Origin of the sequence: Chroogloeocystis siderophila 5.2 s.c.1, assembly GCF_001904655.1 — a bacterium.
Taxonomy (GTDB): domain Bacteria; phylum Cyanobacteriota; class Cyanobacteriia; order Cyanobacteriales; family Chroococcidiopsidaceae; genus Chroogloeocystis; species Chroogloeocystis siderophila.
The window spans coordinates 283,028-302,329 of the sequence record NZ_MRCC01000002.1; the positions used below are offsets into that span (position 1 = coordinate 283,028).

12 protein-coding genes, 1 tRNA gene and 1 pseudogene are annotated in these 19,302 nt (G+C 42.4%); 7 read left to right on the top strand and 7 right to left on the bottom strand.

The annotated features are described in order from the left end of the window. Window positions 1-234: 234 nt before the first annotated feature. Complete coding sequence (locus NIES1031_RS03045) at window positions 235-1,446, top strand: glycosyltransferase family 2 protein (protein ID WP_236738699.1); 1,212 nt, start codon at window positions 235-237, stop codon at window positions 1,444-1,446. 1 nt (window position 1,447) lies between these two features. On the opposite strand, the gene NIES1031_RS03050 is transcribed toward NIES1031_RS03045, so the two are convergent. After that, complete coding sequence (locus NIES1031_RS03050) at window positions 1,448-2,476, bottom strand: zinc-dependent alcohol dehydrogenase (protein ID WP_073548042.1); 1,029 nt, start codon at window positions 2,474-2,476, stop codon at window positions 1,448-1,450. A gap of 62 nt (window positions 2,477-2,538) precedes the next feature. Then, window positions 2,539-2,727, bottom strand: coding sequence for a hypothetical protein (locus tag NIES1031_RS03055; RefSeq protein ID WP_073548043.1), 189 nt, complete (start codon window positions 2,725-2,727; stop codon window positions 2,539-2,541). Window positions 2,728-3,898: 1,171 nt separating this feature from the next. On the opposite strand from NIES1031_RS03055, the gene NIES1031_RS03060 reads away from it, so the two are divergent. Together NIES1031_RS03060 and NIES1031_RS03065 are read left to right on the top strand one after the other, a co-directional pair. Then, window positions 3,899-7,036 carry an FG-GAP repeat protein gene (locus NIES1031_RS03060; RefSeq protein ID WP_073548044.1) on the top strand — a complete coding sequence of 1,046 codons (3,138 nt, stop codon included), beginning with the start codon at window positions 3,899-3,901 and terminating at the stop codon, window positions 7,034-7,036. A gap of 38 nt (window positions 7,037-7,074) precedes the next feature. Beyond that, window positions 7,075-8,160: a TIGR03032 family protein gene (locus NIES1031_RS03065; RefSeq protein WP_236738700.1), complete on the top strand. Its 1,086-nt coding sequence runs from the start codon at window positions 7,075-7,077 to the stop codon at window positions 8,158-8,160. A gap of 109 nt (window positions 8,161-8,269) precedes the next feature. On the opposite strand, the gene NIES1031_RS03070 is transcribed toward NIES1031_RS03065, so the two are convergent. Continuing rightward, a complete protein-coding gene (locus tag NIES1031_RS03070) occupies window positions 8,270-10,006 on the bottom strand; it encodes an alpha/beta hydrolase (protein ID WP_073548045.1) in 1,737 nt (578 codons plus the stop codon). Window positions 10,007-10,421: 415 nt separating this feature from the next. Between NIES1031_RS03070 and NIES1031_RS03075 the strand changes: the two genes are divergently transcribed. Next, window positions 10,422-11,813: an SLBB domain-containing protein gene (locus NIES1031_RS03075; protein ID WP_236738701.1), complete on the top strand. Its 1,392-nt coding sequence runs from the start codon at window positions 10,422-10,424 to the stop codon at window positions 11,811-11,813. Window positions 11,814-11,867: 54 nt separating this feature from the next. On the opposite strand, the gene NIES1031_RS03080 is transcribed toward NIES1031_RS03075, so the two are convergent. Continuing rightward, the gene (locus tag NIES1031_RS03080; RefSeq protein ID WP_073548047.1) at window positions 11,868-12,896 is read right to left on the bottom strand and encodes an ABC transporter ATP-binding protein; all 1,029 of its coding nucleotides are present in this window, start codon (window positions 12,894-12,896) and stop codon (window positions 11,868-11,870) included. A 49-nt stretch (window positions 12,897-12,945) separates the two neighbouring features. After that, window positions 12,946-13,467: a WbuC family cupin fold metalloprotein gene (locus tag NIES1031_RS03085; RefSeq protein WP_073548048.1), complete on the bottom strand. Its 522-nt coding sequence runs from the start codon at window positions 13,465-13,467 to the stop codon at window positions 12,946-12,948. 142 nt (window positions 13,468-13,609) lie between these two features. Between NIES1031_RS03085 and NIES1031_RS03090 the strand changes: the two genes are divergently transcribed. The 3 genes and pseudogenes from NIES1031_RS03090 to NIES1031_RS26295 form a co-directional block, all read left to right on the top strand. After that, on the top strand, window positions 13,610-14,209 hold the full coding sequence (locus NIES1031_RS03090; RefSeq protein ID WP_073548049.1) for a GNAT family N-acetyltransferase: 600 nt from the start codon (window positions 13,610-13,612) through the stop codon (window positions 14,207-14,209). A 102-nt stretch (window positions 14,210-14,311) separates the two neighbouring features. Continuing rightward, window positions 14,312-15,091, top strand: a complete 780-nt coding sequence (locus tag NIES1031_RS03095) for a sulfite exporter TauE/SafE family protein (RefSeq protein ID WP_073548050.1) — start codon at window positions 14,312-14,314, stop codon at window positions 15,089-15,091. A gap of 484 nt (window positions 15,092-15,575) precedes the next feature. Continuing rightward, a pseudogene (locus NIES1031_RS26295) lies at window positions 15,576-15,932 on the top strand (response regulator); the annotation flags it as partial. Between the two features lie 68 nt (window positions 15,933-16,000). On the opposite strand, the gene NIES1031_RS03105 reads toward NIES1031_RS26295, so the two are convergent. Then, window positions 16,001-16,072, bottom strand: a tRNA-Gly gene (locus NIES1031_RS03105). Between the two features lie 37 nt (window positions 16,073-16,109). After that, a complete protein-coding gene (locus NIES1031_RS03110) occupies window positions 16,110-19,238 on the bottom strand; it encodes an efflux RND transporter permease subunit (RefSeq protein WP_073548051.1) in 3,129 nt (1,042 codons plus the stop codon). Window positions 19,239-19,302: the final 64 nt, after the last annotated feature.

A 19,302-nucleotide genomic window follows, 5' to 3' on the forward strand; every position in this document is an offset into this window, starting at 1 on the left:
TGTAAAAAAAAACTATAAAAATAATGAATATAGACTAGGTAGAGAAACTATAGCAAAAGTGCTATTTCATTAGGGATTTACAATTCACACATGGAATTATAAAATACCGCAAATTCAAAGCCAGAAAGCTAAATTGTAGGAATTTGACAATAACAATGTATTAGATGACAAAAAGTTTGAGGTGGACACATGAATATTTTGGTCTTGATCGTAATCCTGGTTTTTGTAATTTTGATGGCTATTCAAATCTTTTTCACAGTGGCAATGAAGTCATCGCTGCGATCGCCAAGCCCTAAACCAGTTCCAGATAACCAATTACCCAAAGTAGCAGTCATTTTATGTTTGCGTGGTGCTGATCCATCTCTATCAAACTGCTTGCGATCGCTCTTACAACAAAACTACCCTAACTATGACATCAAAGCTGTCATTGATAGTCAAGTAGATCCAGCTTGGGACATTATTAACGATACACTTCAGCAGCAACCTGCCCCAAATATTCAAGTCAGTTTATTGCAAACTGTGCGCGAAACTTGTAGCCTCAAGTGCAGTGCTTTAGTGCAAGCTGTTTTAGAACTCAAAGATAAATATGAAGTAATCGCTTTAGTCGATGCAGATACACTTCCCCACCCCAATTGGTTGCGTCAATTAGTTAGCCCTCTTGCAGATCGTCGTGTTGGAGTCGTCACCGGAAACCGCTGGTATGTACCTATGGGGCGTTGGGGTACAGTCTGTCGGTATCTATGGAATGTAGCTGCTGTTACCCAAATGTATTTCTACCGCATTCCTTGGGGTGGAACTTTAGCCTTGAAAACCGAACTTTTTGCACAAACACAGTTACTTGAAAAGTGGAAGAATGCGTTGTGTGAAGATACAATGCTGCATCAAGTTTTGCAAGAAACAGGGATGCGCGTTCAGTTTCTTCCTGCGTTGATTATGGTAAATCCAGAAGAGTGCGACTTACCTAGCTTTTATCGTTGGGTAAAACGTCAGTTACTTTGTTCTCGACTGTATCATCCAGCTTGGCGGGCGATCGTAGGTTACAGTCTTGTCACAACTTTAACTCCTGCTTTCACGGTGATTTTGATCTACGCGGCACTATTCACAAACCAATGGCATTTAGCTGCTTGGCTAGGAGGCGGATTAACGATTTACACGCTGGTGCTTGTTTTATTGATAGGAATTTTAGAACGAGACGTACGTCAAGTCGTTCAAGCGCGTGGTGAGATAATTGCACCGTTTTCGATGAGTGCGATCGCTCGGATCGTCATCGGTATTCCTTTAACCCAGTTGGTTTATGCTACCGCAATACTAGCAGCCATTTTCATGCAGCGTGTTGAATGGCGTGGTATCACTTATCATATCAAAGGTCCTTGGAATATTAAGTTAGTTAAATACTCTCCTTATCACCATCTCGACCAGCCTGCTGATACCAATGCTTCTTTATAAACTACGATGGCGCAATTGCAACTTTAATCACCTGACGCGCTTTCATATCCTGAAAAACTTGCTTTAAATCAGATAAAGGACGTTGTTCGCTAATCAGTAACTCAAATGGAATGACTCGACTTGCTAGCAATGCTAAAGCAGCACGAACGTACTTCGGAGTATTGTGAAACACACCTTTCAGTGTCAGTTCGCTGTAATGTAGCTGTTCAGTATTAACTTTAATCGTCGTATCTCTCGGACAACCACCAAACAAATTTACGGTTCCACCAGGGCGCGCACACGCGATCGCACTTTCCCAAACTGTGGGGACTCCTGTTGCTTCAATCACCACATCTGCACCCCAGCCAGCGGTATGTTCTTTCACAACTGAGGGCGTATCTCGAACTTCTTTGTAATTGAAAGTCTTGGCTGTACCCAACTTTTGCCCAATTTCTAACCGCTGTGGATTTCCGCCAAACAATAAAACGCAACATCCTTGCTGGGCTAACACCGCGACAAACATCAAGCCAATCGCACCATCACCGAGAACTACAATATTATCACCTTGCTGAACGTTAGAGCGGGATATACCATGCAACACGCAGGCTAGCGGTTCAGTCATTGCAGCTAATTCGTACGGCAATTTGTTAGGAATATGCAACATATTATGCTGCACAATTGGTGCTGGAATTTTCAGATACTCCGCAAACGTTCCGTTGTTCCACGTTAAATGCGGGCAAAGCGAGTATTCTTGATGTTGACAAAAGAAGCATTTCATGCAAGGAGCCGAATTATTCGCAACGACGCGATCGCCCACTTGCCAATTTTTAATACCTTCTCCCACTGCCACAATCTGTCCAGATGCTTCATGTCCAAACAAGGTTGGCAGTTGCAGCATTTTAGCATGGTTTCCGCGACGCCAAACTTTTAAATCAGTACCGCAGGTTGTTGCGACTGCTACCTGAAGCACAACTTCGCCTGCTGCTGGCGTCGGTTCAGCAACTTGTTCTAGACGTAAATCTTCTTGCCCATAAAGCAAAGCTGCAAGCATTAACTTTTGATGTGATGTAGCTCCACCTCATTTTACCAGGTAGAGACTACCTACACAGACACTTAATTAGCATTAACCACTTGCTTGGGCTGCGATCGCTGTACTACAGCTTCTGATACTGGTAACTTACTCACCGCCAGGATTGGTACTTCTTGCCAACAAGATGTGCAGAACCAATACATACCACCTTGACGCGCATGGCGTAGTAGTGGATTGCCGCAACAAGGACAATTATTGTTACTCCTATTCATAGCACCCTCGATTCCTTTTTCAAAGTTGTTATTAAAATTTTGATTTAGCCGATTTTAGCTTTCTGATATTTTGCGACTCACCCTTGCCAATACTTTATGCTACATATTTCTCCTCTCAGGAGACGAATCGAAAAAATGGCTTTCTTTCAAGTGTGGAGATAAAACTGTCAAAGGTGTTGCTTGTTCTTTTTTCATACCTCTCGTCTGCCAAAATAGCAGAGCAAACGGTTTAAGTGACGACAATTGAAAATATACCTGAAGTAAGCAACCAGTCTGTTAAAGTTCTTCCTCTTTTATTATTATAAACTTAGAGTCATCTGGTAACAGGCTTAGTAAACTATCTTTGCGGTATGCTCTCACAATAATGCTGATTCTGGATTCTTCCCATCTATCCTAGGAATCATTCTGTATCCCATAGCTGATACCGCGATCCCCGTCTCTAACCGTCGTCGTTAACATTGATTCTCCATTGTAACCTACGTACTAAAAGTCTGCTTTTAGTGGCACCAAATTTGAATAATTCGCATAGTAATAAGCCTTTTAAAATACTTTAAATTCTTGTTATATTCAAAAATAAAATATTATTTGGTGTCTCTATTTAAAATAAATCTTGAACATTCTATTCTTGAGATGTTTCGTATAAGAAAATTTACAAAATTAAGTTTTAAAAGTATATTACTCAAGACTTTTTAGTTTAAAAAATAGATTGTCTTCTCGAATTAAGCTCTATTTATTAATTTTAGAAAAAGTTCAAAGAAAAATGGATACTTGCTTGGTTTTGAAGAGTGCGATCGCCCGTAATGCCCAATCTACGCAAGTTAGCAGTTGAATATAACAATTAAACACTATCTTCTAAAGGTAGCTTTTTGGTAAGATTTTGTAATTTATAAAAATAATTTTACAATTATTTATATTTCTTTGCATTGGCTTATAACTACTTTACTTATACAGCTTCACGCAATCTTTAAATAGCCCTAGAAATATTATTTATTTTTACTAAAAAACTATCTTCATCCATTCTTTTTAAAACTACGCTTAATAGTGAAAGTTGTGTAAACAACGCTTGACTTTCCATTCAATAAAACTGCTTCACCGCAAGCTTTTGCAGAGGCAGAGATTTTCTTCGCAACAAGACACAAATCTTTACTACTATTTATTCGTTATTTGTCGTATGGCAACAATTAATGGCACTTTCGGTAACGATACCCTTACAGGTACTCAGTTTGCAGATGCAATCTTTGGATATGCTGGGAACGACAGCTTACTCGGCTTAGGCGGTAATGACACCCTCGACGCCGGTGCAGGAATTGATACCCTTGTCGGTGGTACAGGAAACGACATTTATATTACCGACAGCATCAACGATACGATCAGCGAGACAAGCAATGAAGGTACAGATACTGTCCAATTTTCAGGGGAAGGCTACTACGACCTAGCCTCCAATGTAGAAAACCTCACTCTGATAGGAACAAAACCTCAGGACGGTAATGGCAATTACCAAAAAAATATCATTATTGGCAACGCGGCTGACAACTATCTCAATGGTAGAGAAGATAGTGATACTTTGTATGGCAATGATGGGGATGATTTCCTAGCGGGAGACGGCGACGAATATGAATTTGCTTTTGAGTACTTTTTTGGCGATGATGTTCTTTATGGTGGTAATGGCAACGACACGCTATCGGGTATTAACATCGGTGTAGGTGCTAGAGTCCCTGAGGTTGACTCTGCGGGGTACGATACTTTATACGGTGGTGCTGGTAACGATATTCTCTATGGCTGGAATGATGTTCTCAAAGGCGGTACTGGTAACGATACTTATTATCTTTATCGCAATAATACCGTTATTGAGGTAGCAAATGCAGGTGTAGATACTATAGTATCTAAGTTTGATGAAAACTATACACTAGGTAAGCACCAGGAAAACCTGATCTTAAGCGAAGATGATTACTACAGAGCAGATAATTTAAATGGAATTGGTAATAGCCTTAACAATCAAATTATCGGTAACAACGCGAATAATCTTCTCATCGGGCTTGCAGGTAATGACACATTAAAAGGTGAAGAAGGTAACGACTATTTAGTAGGAAGTTTCGGACTACCAGGCGATAAAGATATCTTAACTGGTGGTGCAGGAATCGATACCTTTATATTGGGGGATTTCTCGCAAGACTTCTATGATGACCTGAATAATAAAACCTCAGGAGTTGGAGATTACGCCTTAATCACCGATTTTAACCCAAATCAAGATATTGTTCGACTTTCTGGCGCAAAAAGTGATTATTTTCTAAGATCTTCGCCTACTGGCTTACCGTTAGGTACAGCACTTTATAAAAACAAACCTCAAAATCAACCAGATAAACTGATTGCAATTATTCAAAGTCAGTCTGGTTCTCTAAATCTTAATGGTAATTACTTCCGGTTTAACTCCACCGAATTTAATCTTTTTAGTCTCAACGGTAGAAACGGCTTTGCTGTTAACGGTATTAATACTAATCGCAGTGCGTTTGATCTTAACAAAGATGGCTTTGATGATTTGATCTTCTGGGCGTCTCCTTTTGTGCCCAATCCTAAAGAATATGTGGTACTTGGTAAAGCTGGATTTAGTAATAATCTTGACCTTGCTGAGCTTAATGGTAGCAACGGTTTTACACTCAACTTGATGAATGCTGAAAAAGAATCATTTATCGTTGATGTTGGTGACATCAATGGCGATCGCTACGATGATTTGCTTATTAGCACCTCCAATCCTGGCTCTAACACGAGAGGCTATGTGGTATTTGGTAAGGCTGTAGGCTTTGGCTCTAGCATTGATCTCGCTAAACTTAATGGCAACAACGGATTTGCACTTAAAGGCAGTAAGTCTGGTTATGGATTTGACAACGTTACTATCACAGGCGATATTAATGGCGATGGCTTCGATGACATCGTTGTTGGAGATGGCTACGGCGATCCAAACGGTAAAACTAATGCTGGTGCTAACTATGTAGTGTTTGGTAGAGCTAAAGGTTTTACTCCTAATCTAAATCTGACTCAGCTTAATGGTAGTAATGGTTTTGTCATCAACGGTATTAATCCCCGTGACTATTCGCTTGTGGCTACAGCTAAGGGCGATGTTAATGGTGACGGCTTTGATGATATTTTTATTACTGCTCCAAATGCTGCGGGTAAAGCAGGTGAAAGTTATGTAATTTTTGGTAAAGCAGGAGCCTTTAGTAAAAATTTCAACCTCGCTCAACTCAATGGAAACAACGGCTTTACGATTAAAGCAACGAGTCTCAATACCTTTTTTACTTCGATAGATACTGTTGGAGACATTAATAACGACGGCATTGATGACATTGTGGTTGATGATTCAACTAAAAAGTATGTCATCTTTGGTAAAACTGGCTTTAGCTCGACGTTCAATCTTGCTAATATCAACGGTAGTAATGGCTTTGTGATTAATTCGATCGAGAGTTCAGCAGGCGTTGCCAGCATTAGTGTTGCAGGAGATGTGAATGGTGATGGCTTAAATGATCTTTTGATCGGAACAGGAAGCAATGCAGCTAATGGTCAAAAGTCTGCTGGAGTAAGTTATCTCGTCTTTGGCAAGGAGAACTTTGGCAGTAGCCTCGATCTTTCTTCAGCAATTAATGGTAGCAGTGGTTTTCAAATCAACGGTATTAATCCTGACGATGCAGCAGGTGTTTCAGTTAATATTGCCAGCGACATCAACGGCGATGGTTTTGATGACTTAGTTGTTAGAACTGCGTTTAGTGATAGTTATGTCATCTTCGGGCGTGACTTTACAAACAAAGTCAACCGCTTAGGCACGCCAAACAATGATTTACTCATTGGCACAAATGGAGATGACATCTTAATTGGCGGAACAGGTAACGACACGCTGCGTGGTGGCTTAGGGCGTGATGTTCTCTACGGTGGTGCGGGAAATGATGTTCTCAGCTTTGGGGTAATTGATCGCCGAATTGATGGCGGGGGTGGTATGGATACGCTAGCGGTAGATACAAGTGGCATTACAATTGATTTAACGATGATTTCTAATAACCGCATCACAGACATTGAAATTATCGACCTTACAGGGACTGGAAATAATAGTTTAAAGCTAACTCGCTTGGACTTGTTAGATTTGTCAGATACGACCAATCAGTTAATTGTCAACGGTAACGCAGGTGATTCAATTACTTCGGTCAATCAAGGATGGATATTTGATGGTAAGACTACAAATAATGGCATTCTGTACGATCGCTACACAAGTGGAGCCGCAACTTTATTAGTAGCTACTGATATTACGCAGAATCTAAACTAACACCAATTATCGGGTTGGGAATACCCACCTTTGTTTCATTGCAATTACTAACGATTCCGACTATGCATCCTGATACTGCCCAACCGTCTCCACCTGCGCTAGAAATTAGTACATCTCGGCAATTTATCTCTTGGTTATCTGAACAACATGTTAGCCTTGCTTTTACAACGTATCAAACAGGAAAATTATTTCTGATTGGTGTTACCAGCGATCGCCGTTTATCTGTATTTGAACGCACGTTTGAACGCTGTATGGGCTTGTGGGCGAGTCCTGATCGCCTGTACACAAGTTCGTTGTATCAAGTCTGGTGCTTTGAAAATGCCCTAGAATCGGGTCAACTACACAATGGTGGTTACGATCGCCTTTATGTTCCGCAAGTTGGATACACCACGGGCGACATTGATATTCATGACATTAATGTTGATAGCCAAGGTCGCGTTATCTTTGTCAATACGCTATTTAGCTGCTTAGCGACAATTAGCGATCGCTACAGTTTCATTCCCCTGTGGCAACCATTTTTTATTTCGCGACTCGCCGCCGAAGATCGCTGTCATCTCAACGGTTTAGCAATGGAAAACGGTCAACCTCGCTACGTTACCGCAGTCAGTCAAAGCGATGTAAGCGATGGTTGGCGCGATCGCCGTCGTAATGGCGGCTGTGTCATTGATGTTCCTAGTAATGAGATTGTCGTATCTGGGCTGTCGATGCCGCACTCTCCCAGAGTCTATCGCGATCAACTCTGGGTACTCAACTCTGGTACTGGATATTTTGGAACTGTCGATCTTAGTGCTGGTAAATTTGATGCGATCGCATTTTGTCCTGGCTACTTACGCGGACTCGCCTTGTGGGGAGATTACGCCGTTGTGGGCTTATCTAAAATGCGGGGTAACAAAACTTTTTCAGGGCTAGCGTTAGACGAAAACCTCGCCGCCAAAGATGTCGAACCGCGCTGCGGCCTACAAATTATCGATTTACGTAGTGGCGATATTGTCCATTGGTTACGCATCGAAGGCATGGTAGAAGAACTGTACGACGTTGCTGTTATTCCTGGAGTGCGCCAGCCAATGGCGTTAGGCTTTAAATCAGACGAAATCCGCCGTACAGTTACTATCGGGTCTTTGTAGTATGTGAGTGGCTAGTTGTTATATAGCAGGGGTCAGAGGTCAGAGATCAGTTGACAGTGAAGAGAGTGTGGCAAGACTTTGTCAACTATCAACTTAGCGTGTCGATGTCCTAACTCCTCGCCAAAAGCCACCACCCAGTAGCAACAATATTTTCACCCCTTAGAACTCGTCGCACTGCCATTAACAAACGATTTTTTTTCGCCCCCACCCAAGGATCGAGAGTTGATGGTAGTTTGGTATTTAACCGTAAAGGAAGTTGTGCTGTTGAAAGCGATTGTGCGTAAGCTGGAGTGAGAAACGGTGCATAAACTTGTGCTTCAGGAGTTAATTGCTTAATAAAAGCAACCATTGCACCCGATGCAAGTCGCCGTAGAGGTAGTGTTTCGTCACCCCAACGTTCTTTGACGAGTGTGCGGACACTGGCTGCACGTCCTAAATTACCGAGATCGCCAATACTTAAATGTGTTCCACCAATCGCCGTAATGAGATATTTTTGACCCTGCAACTGATTAAACGGACGTAGTTGATGATTCAAAATGGGAGTCACCGCATCTTCCGTACCCGCCAGCATCAAGACAGGCGTTGTCACTTGCATTAAACCTGTTTTACCAAACAAATTCCCCACCAGCGGATTCAAGGCAACAACTTGCGCCACGCGGCGATCACGTAAATTTAAACGTCTTTCTGGCAGATCCGCCGCAGCGCATTGTAACCAATCGGCCGGCGCTTGTCCTAGTGCCGATATCCCGCGACACGACTGCCGCACTGCATCCAAATCGACCTCACCGCCAGCCAACGCTAAAGCTGTGTAACCACCCAGCGAGTGACCAATAACTGTCACTTGTTGTGTATTTAACTTACCTCGTAACGCCCCAGGTTGTTGGTTGTATCTCGTTAATCGATTTAAGACAAAAGTGATATCCTGCGGGCGGTTGATAAACTCTTGCGCTGGAATAATTTCGTTTGGATCGTTAGCTGCGGCGACACTTCCTAAACGTTTGATACTACTTCCTGGATGTTCGAGCGCTGCTACCGTGAAACCATATGACGCTATGTGTTCTGCTGTCGAGGCAAAAAATTTGCGATCTGAGCCAAAGCCATGCGAGATGACGACTAATGGTCCTTGCGGATTTGTACTTGTATACAAATCAACCGGAATTGTGCGAAAACGCTGATAATCTGTCAAAAACAGCGTTTGTTGCTGCACAACTTGCATTCCGCGCCTTGCCGGATCGAACTTGGGTAGCACTTGAGCAGAACTTGTCACCGGTGCTAATTCGCGCTCTAGTAATGGACTGAGCGCCTGACTTTGCCAATAAGTCGGATTAAATTGCAATGCCAAACTGACAACCGCGCTCGCATCAACGGTGATATTCTCCTCAGGATACGCCCGCAGTAAGTTAATCGCGCTCAGTCCATTAAACTGGCGTGCTGCAAGGGATACCGTTGCCTGAAGTTGATCAACTGTTGTATTTGGTAGCGCTGCACTGACAGAATCAATCACCGTCTTACCCGTAGGCGATCGCAACACCTGCGCGACAACTTTATCCGCAACGTTGGGGTCTACCTGAAGCTGCCGATTGAGAAATTCCCGAACTTGTGTACTTAATATGGGTGCATAAAAACGTAAACTGCGCGGGACTTCTCCCGTTTTGGCAAATTGCTCTAAATCTGAAACCGCAACTTGTTGCTCAAATGGTCCCAAGCGTAGCGTAATACGCTCTGCCGCCGAGGCGGCTGATGTCATTCTTCCCCAGCCCCAAGCAAGCGTTATGCCACAAACCAACCCTTGAACTGTCAACTGCCAAGTACGGAATCTTCCCAACGAACGCCCTTCAAACTTCATATTCCCTGATTGCTGCAACTACCGATATACTTTGTTGGAACAAACTTGATTTTCGGTTCGTCCCTCGAATCATAAGTGCATACGCCTTACCTGCAATTGATGCTATTCCAGGTACTAATTCGATGTGCCAAACTTATTACAATTGCAGGTTTTTATTATGTCTATGTTAAACAATGTGTTATGCATAATAAGTCTAAATTTAACTGACTATTTCTTTATTCTAAATGTGGAAATTACTTAAGTAATGTTTATTTAAAATATGTGTTTACACTAGCTCTAACTTTCTCCATTAGTTCAAAACACCACATAAAATAGTGAGAAATAAAATTCTCGGAGAATTATCTACAACTGGAACATGATTACTAAAGTCTATCGAGCATTAACCCAACCAGTTGCCGGTTTAGCTCTCTTAGCTATGGTCGCAACTACCTTTCCATCTCCGAGTTGGGCGCAAGTCCAAGCCCCAACAGCAGCCGTACAAGAAAACGTTGAATACACATTGGATGGTGGCGATCGCATCCGCATTAACGTATTTGAAGTCCCTGAGTACAGCGGTGACTATCAAATTCCTCCTGGTGGCGACCTCTATCTTCCCTTGATTGGTCGCGTTGTCATTCGCGGACTAACTCAAAATCAAGCAGCAGAGTTAATTACAACACGCTATGCTCGCTTTCTGAGACGTCCCATTGTTACCGTTAGTTTAATTGCTCCCCGCCCAATCAACGTCGTTGTTTCCGGCGAAGTCAATCGTCCTGGTTCCTACACTGTAGGCTTACAAGGTGGTGCAGGTGATAACCCTGGTGTTCAATACCCCACAATTATTAGCGCGTTGAATCTTGCTGAAGGAGTAACTCTTGCAGCAGATTTACGTCAGGTACAACTGCGCCGTCCTCAAGGTGGTAGTTTACCCGTCCAAGTTTACAACGTCGATCTTACCCAACTTGTTCGCAGCGGAACTGTAAATAATGACCTAACATTACGCGACGGTGACACTATATTTATTCCCACCGCAACAAGCGTCAACTTAGCCGAATTACGTCAATTTGCTTCCGCCAGTTTTGCTGTTCCCGCAAATCGTCCCCGTACTGTCACAGTCGTTGGTGAAGTCAACCGCCCTGGTTCGTACGTTGTCGTCGGCGGCGGCGTGAATACCGCCGCCGCGAATGATCAGGGTGGAAACGTAGGTGGTGGTAATAATGGACTGCCCACAGTCACCCGCGCGATTCAACTGGCAGGTGGTATTACATCCGACGCTGATGTCCGCAGCGTCATCATTCGCCGTCCTACAAAATCAGGTACAGAACATAGAATTAATGTGAATCTTTGGGACTTGTTGAAGACGGGTGATGTCAACCAAGACACCCTCGTACAAGAAGGAGATACGATTGTTGTTGCCACCGCAACAGATATCAACCCTGCTGAATCTACAGAATTAGCCGACGCTAATTTCTCACCAGCGACGATCCCAGTCAGTGTTGTTGGAGAAGTCAAAAGCCCTGGAGTGCTGCAATTACCTCCCAATACTCCAATGAATCAGGCGATTCTTAGTGCGGGAGGATTTAATAATGCTCGCGCCCGCAGAAGTACTGTCGAGTTAGTTCGCCTGAATCCTGACGGAACTGTAACACGACGAAATATCGAAACAAACTTTGAACAAGGTATCAACGAACAAACAAATCCTCGACTGCGTGCTAACGATATTGTCGTCGTCAACCGCTCTGGTATAGCTAGGGTAGGCGATGCTCTTGGAACTGCACTTGGGCCATTGGGTAGTGTCATCAACATCCTCCGCTTTATCGGATTCTAAAGCTATGTAAGGGATGTCATACTAAATGAAGTTGCACATCCCTTATACTGTGCTTCACGGCATGATTGCCGAAGCAGTATCAATACCACCTGTTAACCCTTTTTGCCGTAACTGTTGTAAGAAAAATTCTTCTAAAGAAAGACGCGCTAGGTTTATGGCTACAAGTTGAGCATCAGTTTGCCAAAGACTGGTAAGGAACTTATCTAATTCACCTTGTAATTGCCCGTGCCAAGAGCCATCATGTTCAATAACAAGATGATGCAGCCATTGGTGCAACATATGTTGATCGCCACCCTGTCCTTTGATGCTATAAATATTTGGTTGACCTAAAAGCTCCTCTAGCGAACCTGTACAAATTAACTCGCCTTGTGCCAAAATCGCAATGCGATCGCAAATTTGTTCAACCTCAGATAAGATATGACTATTAAAGAAAATAGTCTTGCCTAAGTCTTTGAGCAATAAAATAATTTTACGCATCTGGTAGCGCCCTATAGGGTCAAGTCCTGACATCGGTTCATCTAAAAAGATAACTTCAGGGTCGTTAATCAGGGCTTGCGCTAAACCAATACGCTGTAACATTCCCTTCGAGTACTGACGCAATTGTTTTTTCTTAGCAACAGGCTGCGCTAAACCAACTAAATCTAATAATTCAGGAATTCGCTGACGTTGCACCGCAGTAGGAAGCTGAAATAGCCCCGCAGCCATTTCGAGGAATTCCCAACCTGTTAAATAGTCATAGTAATAAGCGTTTTCTGGTAAATAGCCGATTTTTTGCTTACACGTGCGATCACCTAACGGTTGTCCTAATAGCACACCACGCCCTCCCGAAGGACGAATAATGCCAAGCAAAAGCTTCAACAATGTTGTTTTCCCTGCGCCATTTGGTCCGAGTAAACCAAAAGTTTCTCCTTGATATACACTTAGAGAACAGCCTTTGAGCGACTCTACTTTTTGATTTAACCAAAAGCCAGTACGATAAACTTTTTTGAGTTCATACGTCTGTAGTACCGGTAAAGATGACGTGGTATTTCTTTCTTTTAAAGTAGATGGTGGATTAACCTTGATTTTAATCTTTGTATTCATGGCGCTCTCATCATATTCCGCAACGCCTAGAAATTATGGCAAATTAAATTTACACTGTGCTGCGATCGCCGTCAGCGATCTTATCTGTAAAGTAGCTTTGCCAAGTCGTCACGAATTGTCTAGCTGCTACAGTTCCTTCAGCCGGAAAGCATTCTAAAAATTCTTTATCCGTGCTAGGGTCATAGGGTCCTTCTTTAAGTTCCAAAACTATCGTATCTGGACTCAAAGCCACGAGCGTATGATAAGTTCCCTCAGCAAGTTCTACACCACGCGTACCGCTACTCGCACCAACGCGTTCTTGATTAAGAATCTTACCGTTTTCATCCATAATAATCATTCCTAGTTCTCCTTGCAGTACCAGGAAAAATTCAAAGCCATTTACTCCCGAATCTCTACAATGTCGGTGCGGACGGACATACGTACCAGGTTGCAGAACATTGATAAATCGTTGAACTTTTTCACCTAACTCGTGAAAGTTATAATTTTGCCGTAGCCTCGGACTACTACGAGCTTTTCGGGCGATATCGTCTAACAAATCTTGAGTAAGACGCTTAAACTGAGAAATTGTCACGCAGATATCCTAGAAATCTACAACATAGTTATAACATTAAGTATTTTAGTCAAGGTTACGCTTCATTTTAAATTGTTTACATCGCACTTCACTGCTAGAGAAACCTTCTCAGAATTCAAAAATAGCTTATCGCTAACCAAATATGACAGTTTTCCTAGAAACACCACGCTTACTTTTACGCAACTTCACTGAAGAAGATGCTAACAATTTATATGAACTTGACAGCGATCCGGAAGTTATTCGCTTTGTTAACCTCGGCATTATTAAAGGAGTAACAGCAATAGATATTGATTATGAAACTATTAAAAATAAAACTTTACCCAAATGGTTGCGTTATTACCAAGAATACGAAAATTACGGAATTTGGGCAGCAATCGAAAAAACGAGCAGTGAGTTTATTGGCTGGTTTCACTTTCGACCTGCATCAGATAACTTATTTTATTTCAACTTAGGATTTTATGATGCTTCAGAAATTGAACTTGGTTATCGCTTAAAAAAAGCTAAATGGCACCAAGGTTATGCTACAGAAGGTTCCTTAGCACTTGTCCATAAGGGATTCTTGAACGGAAATACACAACGAGTTGTCTCAATGGCATTAGCAAATCATATGGCATCAATTCGGGTTATGGAAAAAGTAGGACTTAACTTCGTAGCTAAATATTTTCATCCTGAAATTGAGCGAGAAGTTGTTAAATATGCCTTGAATAGAAATGAGTTCAACGCGAACACTTCCTTATTTTGATAAGTGCTAATATAGCAATCCTAAATTGTTTACTACTATGCAGAGTTATGAAAGATTAGTAAAAAACTTCAAAGCTTTTTATAAGGTCAAATCAGATTTTTTATGTTAGCTTCAGCAAATTTGCTTGGTTTATCGTTCGGAGGATTAATTGCTGGTATCCTTGCGGGATTTTTAGGAATTGGCGGCGGTACGATTCTAGTTCCACTCATGGTTGGGTTAGGATATACCCCTTTGCAAGGCGTTGCGACGAGTAGCTTAGCAATTGTTATTACATCAATTTCTGGTAGTATTCAAAACTGGCGGATGGGGTACTTTGATACCCAGCGCGTTATTTCTCTGGGACTTCCGGCGCTATTCACTGCCCAAATTGGAGTATATTTAGCGAGTAAATTTGTTTCGTATTTACTCTTGATTGCCTTTGGTTTATTACTCCTAATTAATATTTATCTTGTAGATTTAAAGAAGCGCCTCACAACGAAAAATCAAGGTAAATCTCAACGAATTAATCCTGCGATCGCTCGCTTGTGTACTGGCGGGGCTGCTGGAATTTTAGCAGGTTTATTCGGCGTAGGTGGTGGCGTCATTATGGTGCCAATGCAAATTCTCTTATTAGGAGAAACGATTAAGACTGCAATTCAAACAAGTTTGGGTGTGATTATTCTTACAGCCCTTGCGGCTTGTATAGGACACACTCTTAGTCATAATGTCTTGTTTACTGAAGGTATTCTCTTGGGAATTGGTGGTCTTGTAGGTGCTCAAATGAGTACTCGTATTCTCCCCAAATTATCTGATACTACAATTAGCATTATTTTTCGTTTAATGTTAGGACTACTTTCGCTCTACGTGTTTTCACAGGCTTGGCAAAGTTTTCATAGTCGCTAATTTTCGTACATTTTGCTTACATTAGATTGAGGCAGAACTCGAAAAAACAATCTTAATTTAACAATTTCCGAGGAACTACGGTGTTTTCTAGACACCTCACATTGATATAATTAAATAATTTATGTCAATATCCGTAGTCTTACGGAGGGCAGCTACTTCAAATCTTCAGTATAAAGGCAATTATAAAATTTTATTTTTAATATTGTAATAGGAGTATATATTAGCTGTCATCAGCTTCATAGCTTCACTTTGAAAGAAGAAGTTTTTTGGTGATGTTGAGTCATCAAATCACATTGAAATAGATAATCGTTCAGTAACGTTTTCCAAAAAATCTACGTCAATCTACGTGTAGTCAAACTGATTCTGATGAATTGGATGCAGTTTTAGCTAGACATAGGCAATAGTAGCGCTAACCAAGATTACTAAATCTTTATCCCTCAGCCACTGAGTATTTTGGTCTGCATTAGTAGCAGGACGAGTAGTTATGCAGAATCTGATATTCAATACCCAAATACCTACGATCTTGGCTGTTGATGACAGCCACATCATGCAAGAACAAATCAAACATATATTGTCTGATTGTTGCCGCGTTTTGGTGTCAAGTAACGCCAAAGATGCGTTGAATCTAATTTACTATGAAAAAATCTCTTTGCTGTTATTAGATATTGCTATGCCGCAAATTGATGGTATCGAGTTATGTCGTACAGTACGAGGTATGTCGCAGTTTCGTAACCTGCCAATCATTATGCTAAGCGCAAAACATAAGTTGATTGACAAAGTTAAATGCAGATTAGCAGGAGCAACAGCTTATGTTACCAAGCCTTATGATCCGGATAGTTTATGCGAGTTGGTCAATCAATTTCTTTATCCAGCAGCTACAACAACGTCTTCAAGTGTAGCTACAGCCAAAGCGGGTGATGGGACTCGAACCCATGACGTTTACCTTGGGAAGGTACCATTCTACCACTGAATTACACCCGCGCATATGTCGAATATAAAGTAATAGATATTATACGACTTATTTCCGTTGCAGTGTACTGTTTGACTGCTCAATAGTACTAGCTGGCACAGCTAATTTATCATCAACAACACGGCTGCGATTTTTATTAAATCCACTCTGTATGAAATCCATCAGTCGGTGTTGGAAGTCATCGACATAAGTAAATAAGACAGGGACTACCACTAACGTTAATAATGTAGAAGTTGTAAAACCACCTAATACAGCGATTCCCATCGGGCTGCGGACTTCAGCACCAGGACCAAAGCCAAGCGCAAGGGGTAAGGTTCCCGCAATCGTAGATAACGAAGTCATTAAAATAGGACGCAGACGCGAGACACCAGCATTGATTAATGCTTGTCGTTGTGAATTTCCTTCTGCTTGATTGATGATTGTGTAATCGACTAAGAGAATCGAGTTTTTTGTGACGATACCCAGCAACAGCACAATTCCAATCAAGGCATATAACCCTAAAGCTTTTTGCGCAAACATCAATGCCAGTAGCGTACCACCCAAAGATAATGGCAACGCTACCATAATCGTGAATGGGTGGAAAAAGTTGTTGTACAGCAACACGAGAATTGCATAAATACAGAGAATTGCGAGTGCTAAAGCCGTACCAAAGCGACCAAAGATTTCCTGCATAATTTCAGCATCACCCGCTTGTTGCTGCACAACTCCTGGGGGTAGCGGATTCAACGCCGGAAGTTGATTAACTGCATCTACCGCATCTCCTAATGCGATACCTTGTAAGTTTGCTTCTACCGAGACTTGACGCGAGCGATCGTAACGATTAATTTGGGCAGGACCACTGCCAAAACGAATATCAGCGACAGCTGTTAACGGAACCAACGAACCGTTATTACTAGGAACTTGTAAGTTTCTAAAGGTATTGATGTCGTTACGTGCTTCAGGGTCAATTTGAACGCGAATCGGAATTTGGCGTTCGCTCAAGTTAAATTTAGCTAAATTCGCATCGCTATCACCTAAAGTCGCAAGGGATGCGGTGCGGGCGATCGCCTGTACCGTAACTCCTAAATCCGCCGCCCTTGCTGGATCGGGAATGACCAAGATTTCTGGCTGCGCCAAACTAGCAGATGATGCAACTTCAACTAAACCTGGAACTGTGCGCATTTGCCTTTCTAATTCAGCCGCAGCGCGATTTAATGCTTCAGGGTCTTCACTTCTTAAAACAATCGAGAGGTCTTTATTATTTCCCGCCGCACCTTGGCTTTGGAAACTAATTCTTGCGCCTGGAATTTTAGCAAATTGCGGACGAATTTGTTGTTCAAACTCGCTTTGCGAGATATCACGATTTTGTTCGGGTTTCAGCTTGACTGTCAGCGTTGCTTTATTAACTTCCGGCGTTGCTAAGATACTTTCTACCGCAGGATTTTGCTGAATTAAGGCGGTTGCGCGTTGTACGACTTGCGTTGTGTCATCTAAAGTCGAACCTGGCGGTAATTCCACAGAAACTGTAGAAATTCCCAAATCACCGTTATCAATAAATCCTTTGGGAATCATTGGCACTAACATCAAGCTACCAACAAAGAACGCCAACGCAATTCCGAGCGTTGTTAAACGATGGCGTAATGCCCAGGTCAGCAAAGATTTATACGGCTGAAACGGTTTTTTGTGGGGTTTAGACTTGCGGTGAATTCTCTCTGAATTTGGCTTGAGCAAATACGCTCCCATCATTGGCGTGACTGTTCGTGCTACTAGCGTCGAAAATATTGTAGATACCGCAACTGTGACACCAAAAGGTTGGAAAAATTGACCAGGAATACCCCCCATAAATGCCACAGGAAGGAATACCGCAATAATTGTTGCAGATGTCGCAATTACCGCTAGCCCGACTTCAGCCGAAGAGTCAAAAGCTGCTTGACGCCCTGTTTTTCCCATCTTCATGTGGCGATCGAGGTTTTCAATTTCGACCACAGCATCATCGACTAAATTTCCTACCGCAAGTGCTAACCCTAACAAAGTCATATTATTGAGCGTGTAGCCCAAGCTTTGTTGCACGAAAAACGTCGGAATAATTGATAAAGGCAAAGCTACCGCTGTAATTAACGTCGCCCGCCAATCGCGTAAAAATAGCAGAATCGTTAACACAGCTAACACCGATGCAAGAATGAGATCGTGCATCGTGCTTTCGTAAGACTCGCGGATAAAGTCACCCCGCGTAAAAATGAGTTGCAAATCAACATCAGCGGGTAATGTTGCTGCTAATTGCGCTACCGCTTTTCTAATACCTTCTTCTACAGTAACGAGCGTACTACCGCTACTACGCAATACTTCAAAAGCAACAACCGGTTCGCCATTTAAAAAAGCAGCTTGTCGCGGTTCAGCAAAGCTGTCACTTACTTCTCCTAAACTCGACAAAGGCACATAACTGCCATTTGGTAAGACAATTTGGTAATTGCTTAAAATTTCAACACTCGCAGCACTCCCCAAAGTTCTCACAGTTTGTTCGCTACCGCCAACTTCCGCCCGTCCTCCTGGTAGATTGGCATTAAACGCGCGAATTTGGTCATTTACCTGTGTTGCGGTAATTCCTAACGCTTGTAGCTGTGATGGATTTAAATCAATCCTAATCTCGCGGTCAACACCACCAACACGGCGAATTTGCGCGACACCTTGCACCGCGAGTAAAGCACGGCTAATCGTTTGATCAACCAAGTTACTTAATTGTTCAACTGATTGCTGTTGCGAAACAACAGCATAAGTCATGATTGGACCACCCGCGAATTCCAACCGTTGGACGATCGGTTCGCTGATATCTTGCGGTAGATCTTGGCGCGTTTGAGCAACTGCATTGCGGACATCGTTTGTCGCGCGATCGCTATCTGTACCCAACACGAAGTTAACAACCGTTGTTGAAACGCCATCGTTAACAGTTGAAATCATACTGTCAATGTTTCCCAGACTCGCAACCGCATCTTCAATTTGCTTTGTGACTTGCGATTCGAGTTCCGCAGGTCCCGCCCCTGGCTGACTCACTGTAATGGAAACCGCCGGAATATCAATGTTAGGATTTGTATCAATTCCTAATCGGGTAAATGAAAACCAACCCAAAATCGTCAACATCAAGAATAAAACGATTGTAGGAACCGGACGGCGAATAGACCAAGCAGAGATGTTAAAGGACATAAATGAGGGGTGAGGAGTGAGGGAAGTTATGAGTTATGAGTGTTGAGTTTAAGAGAGTTCTTCA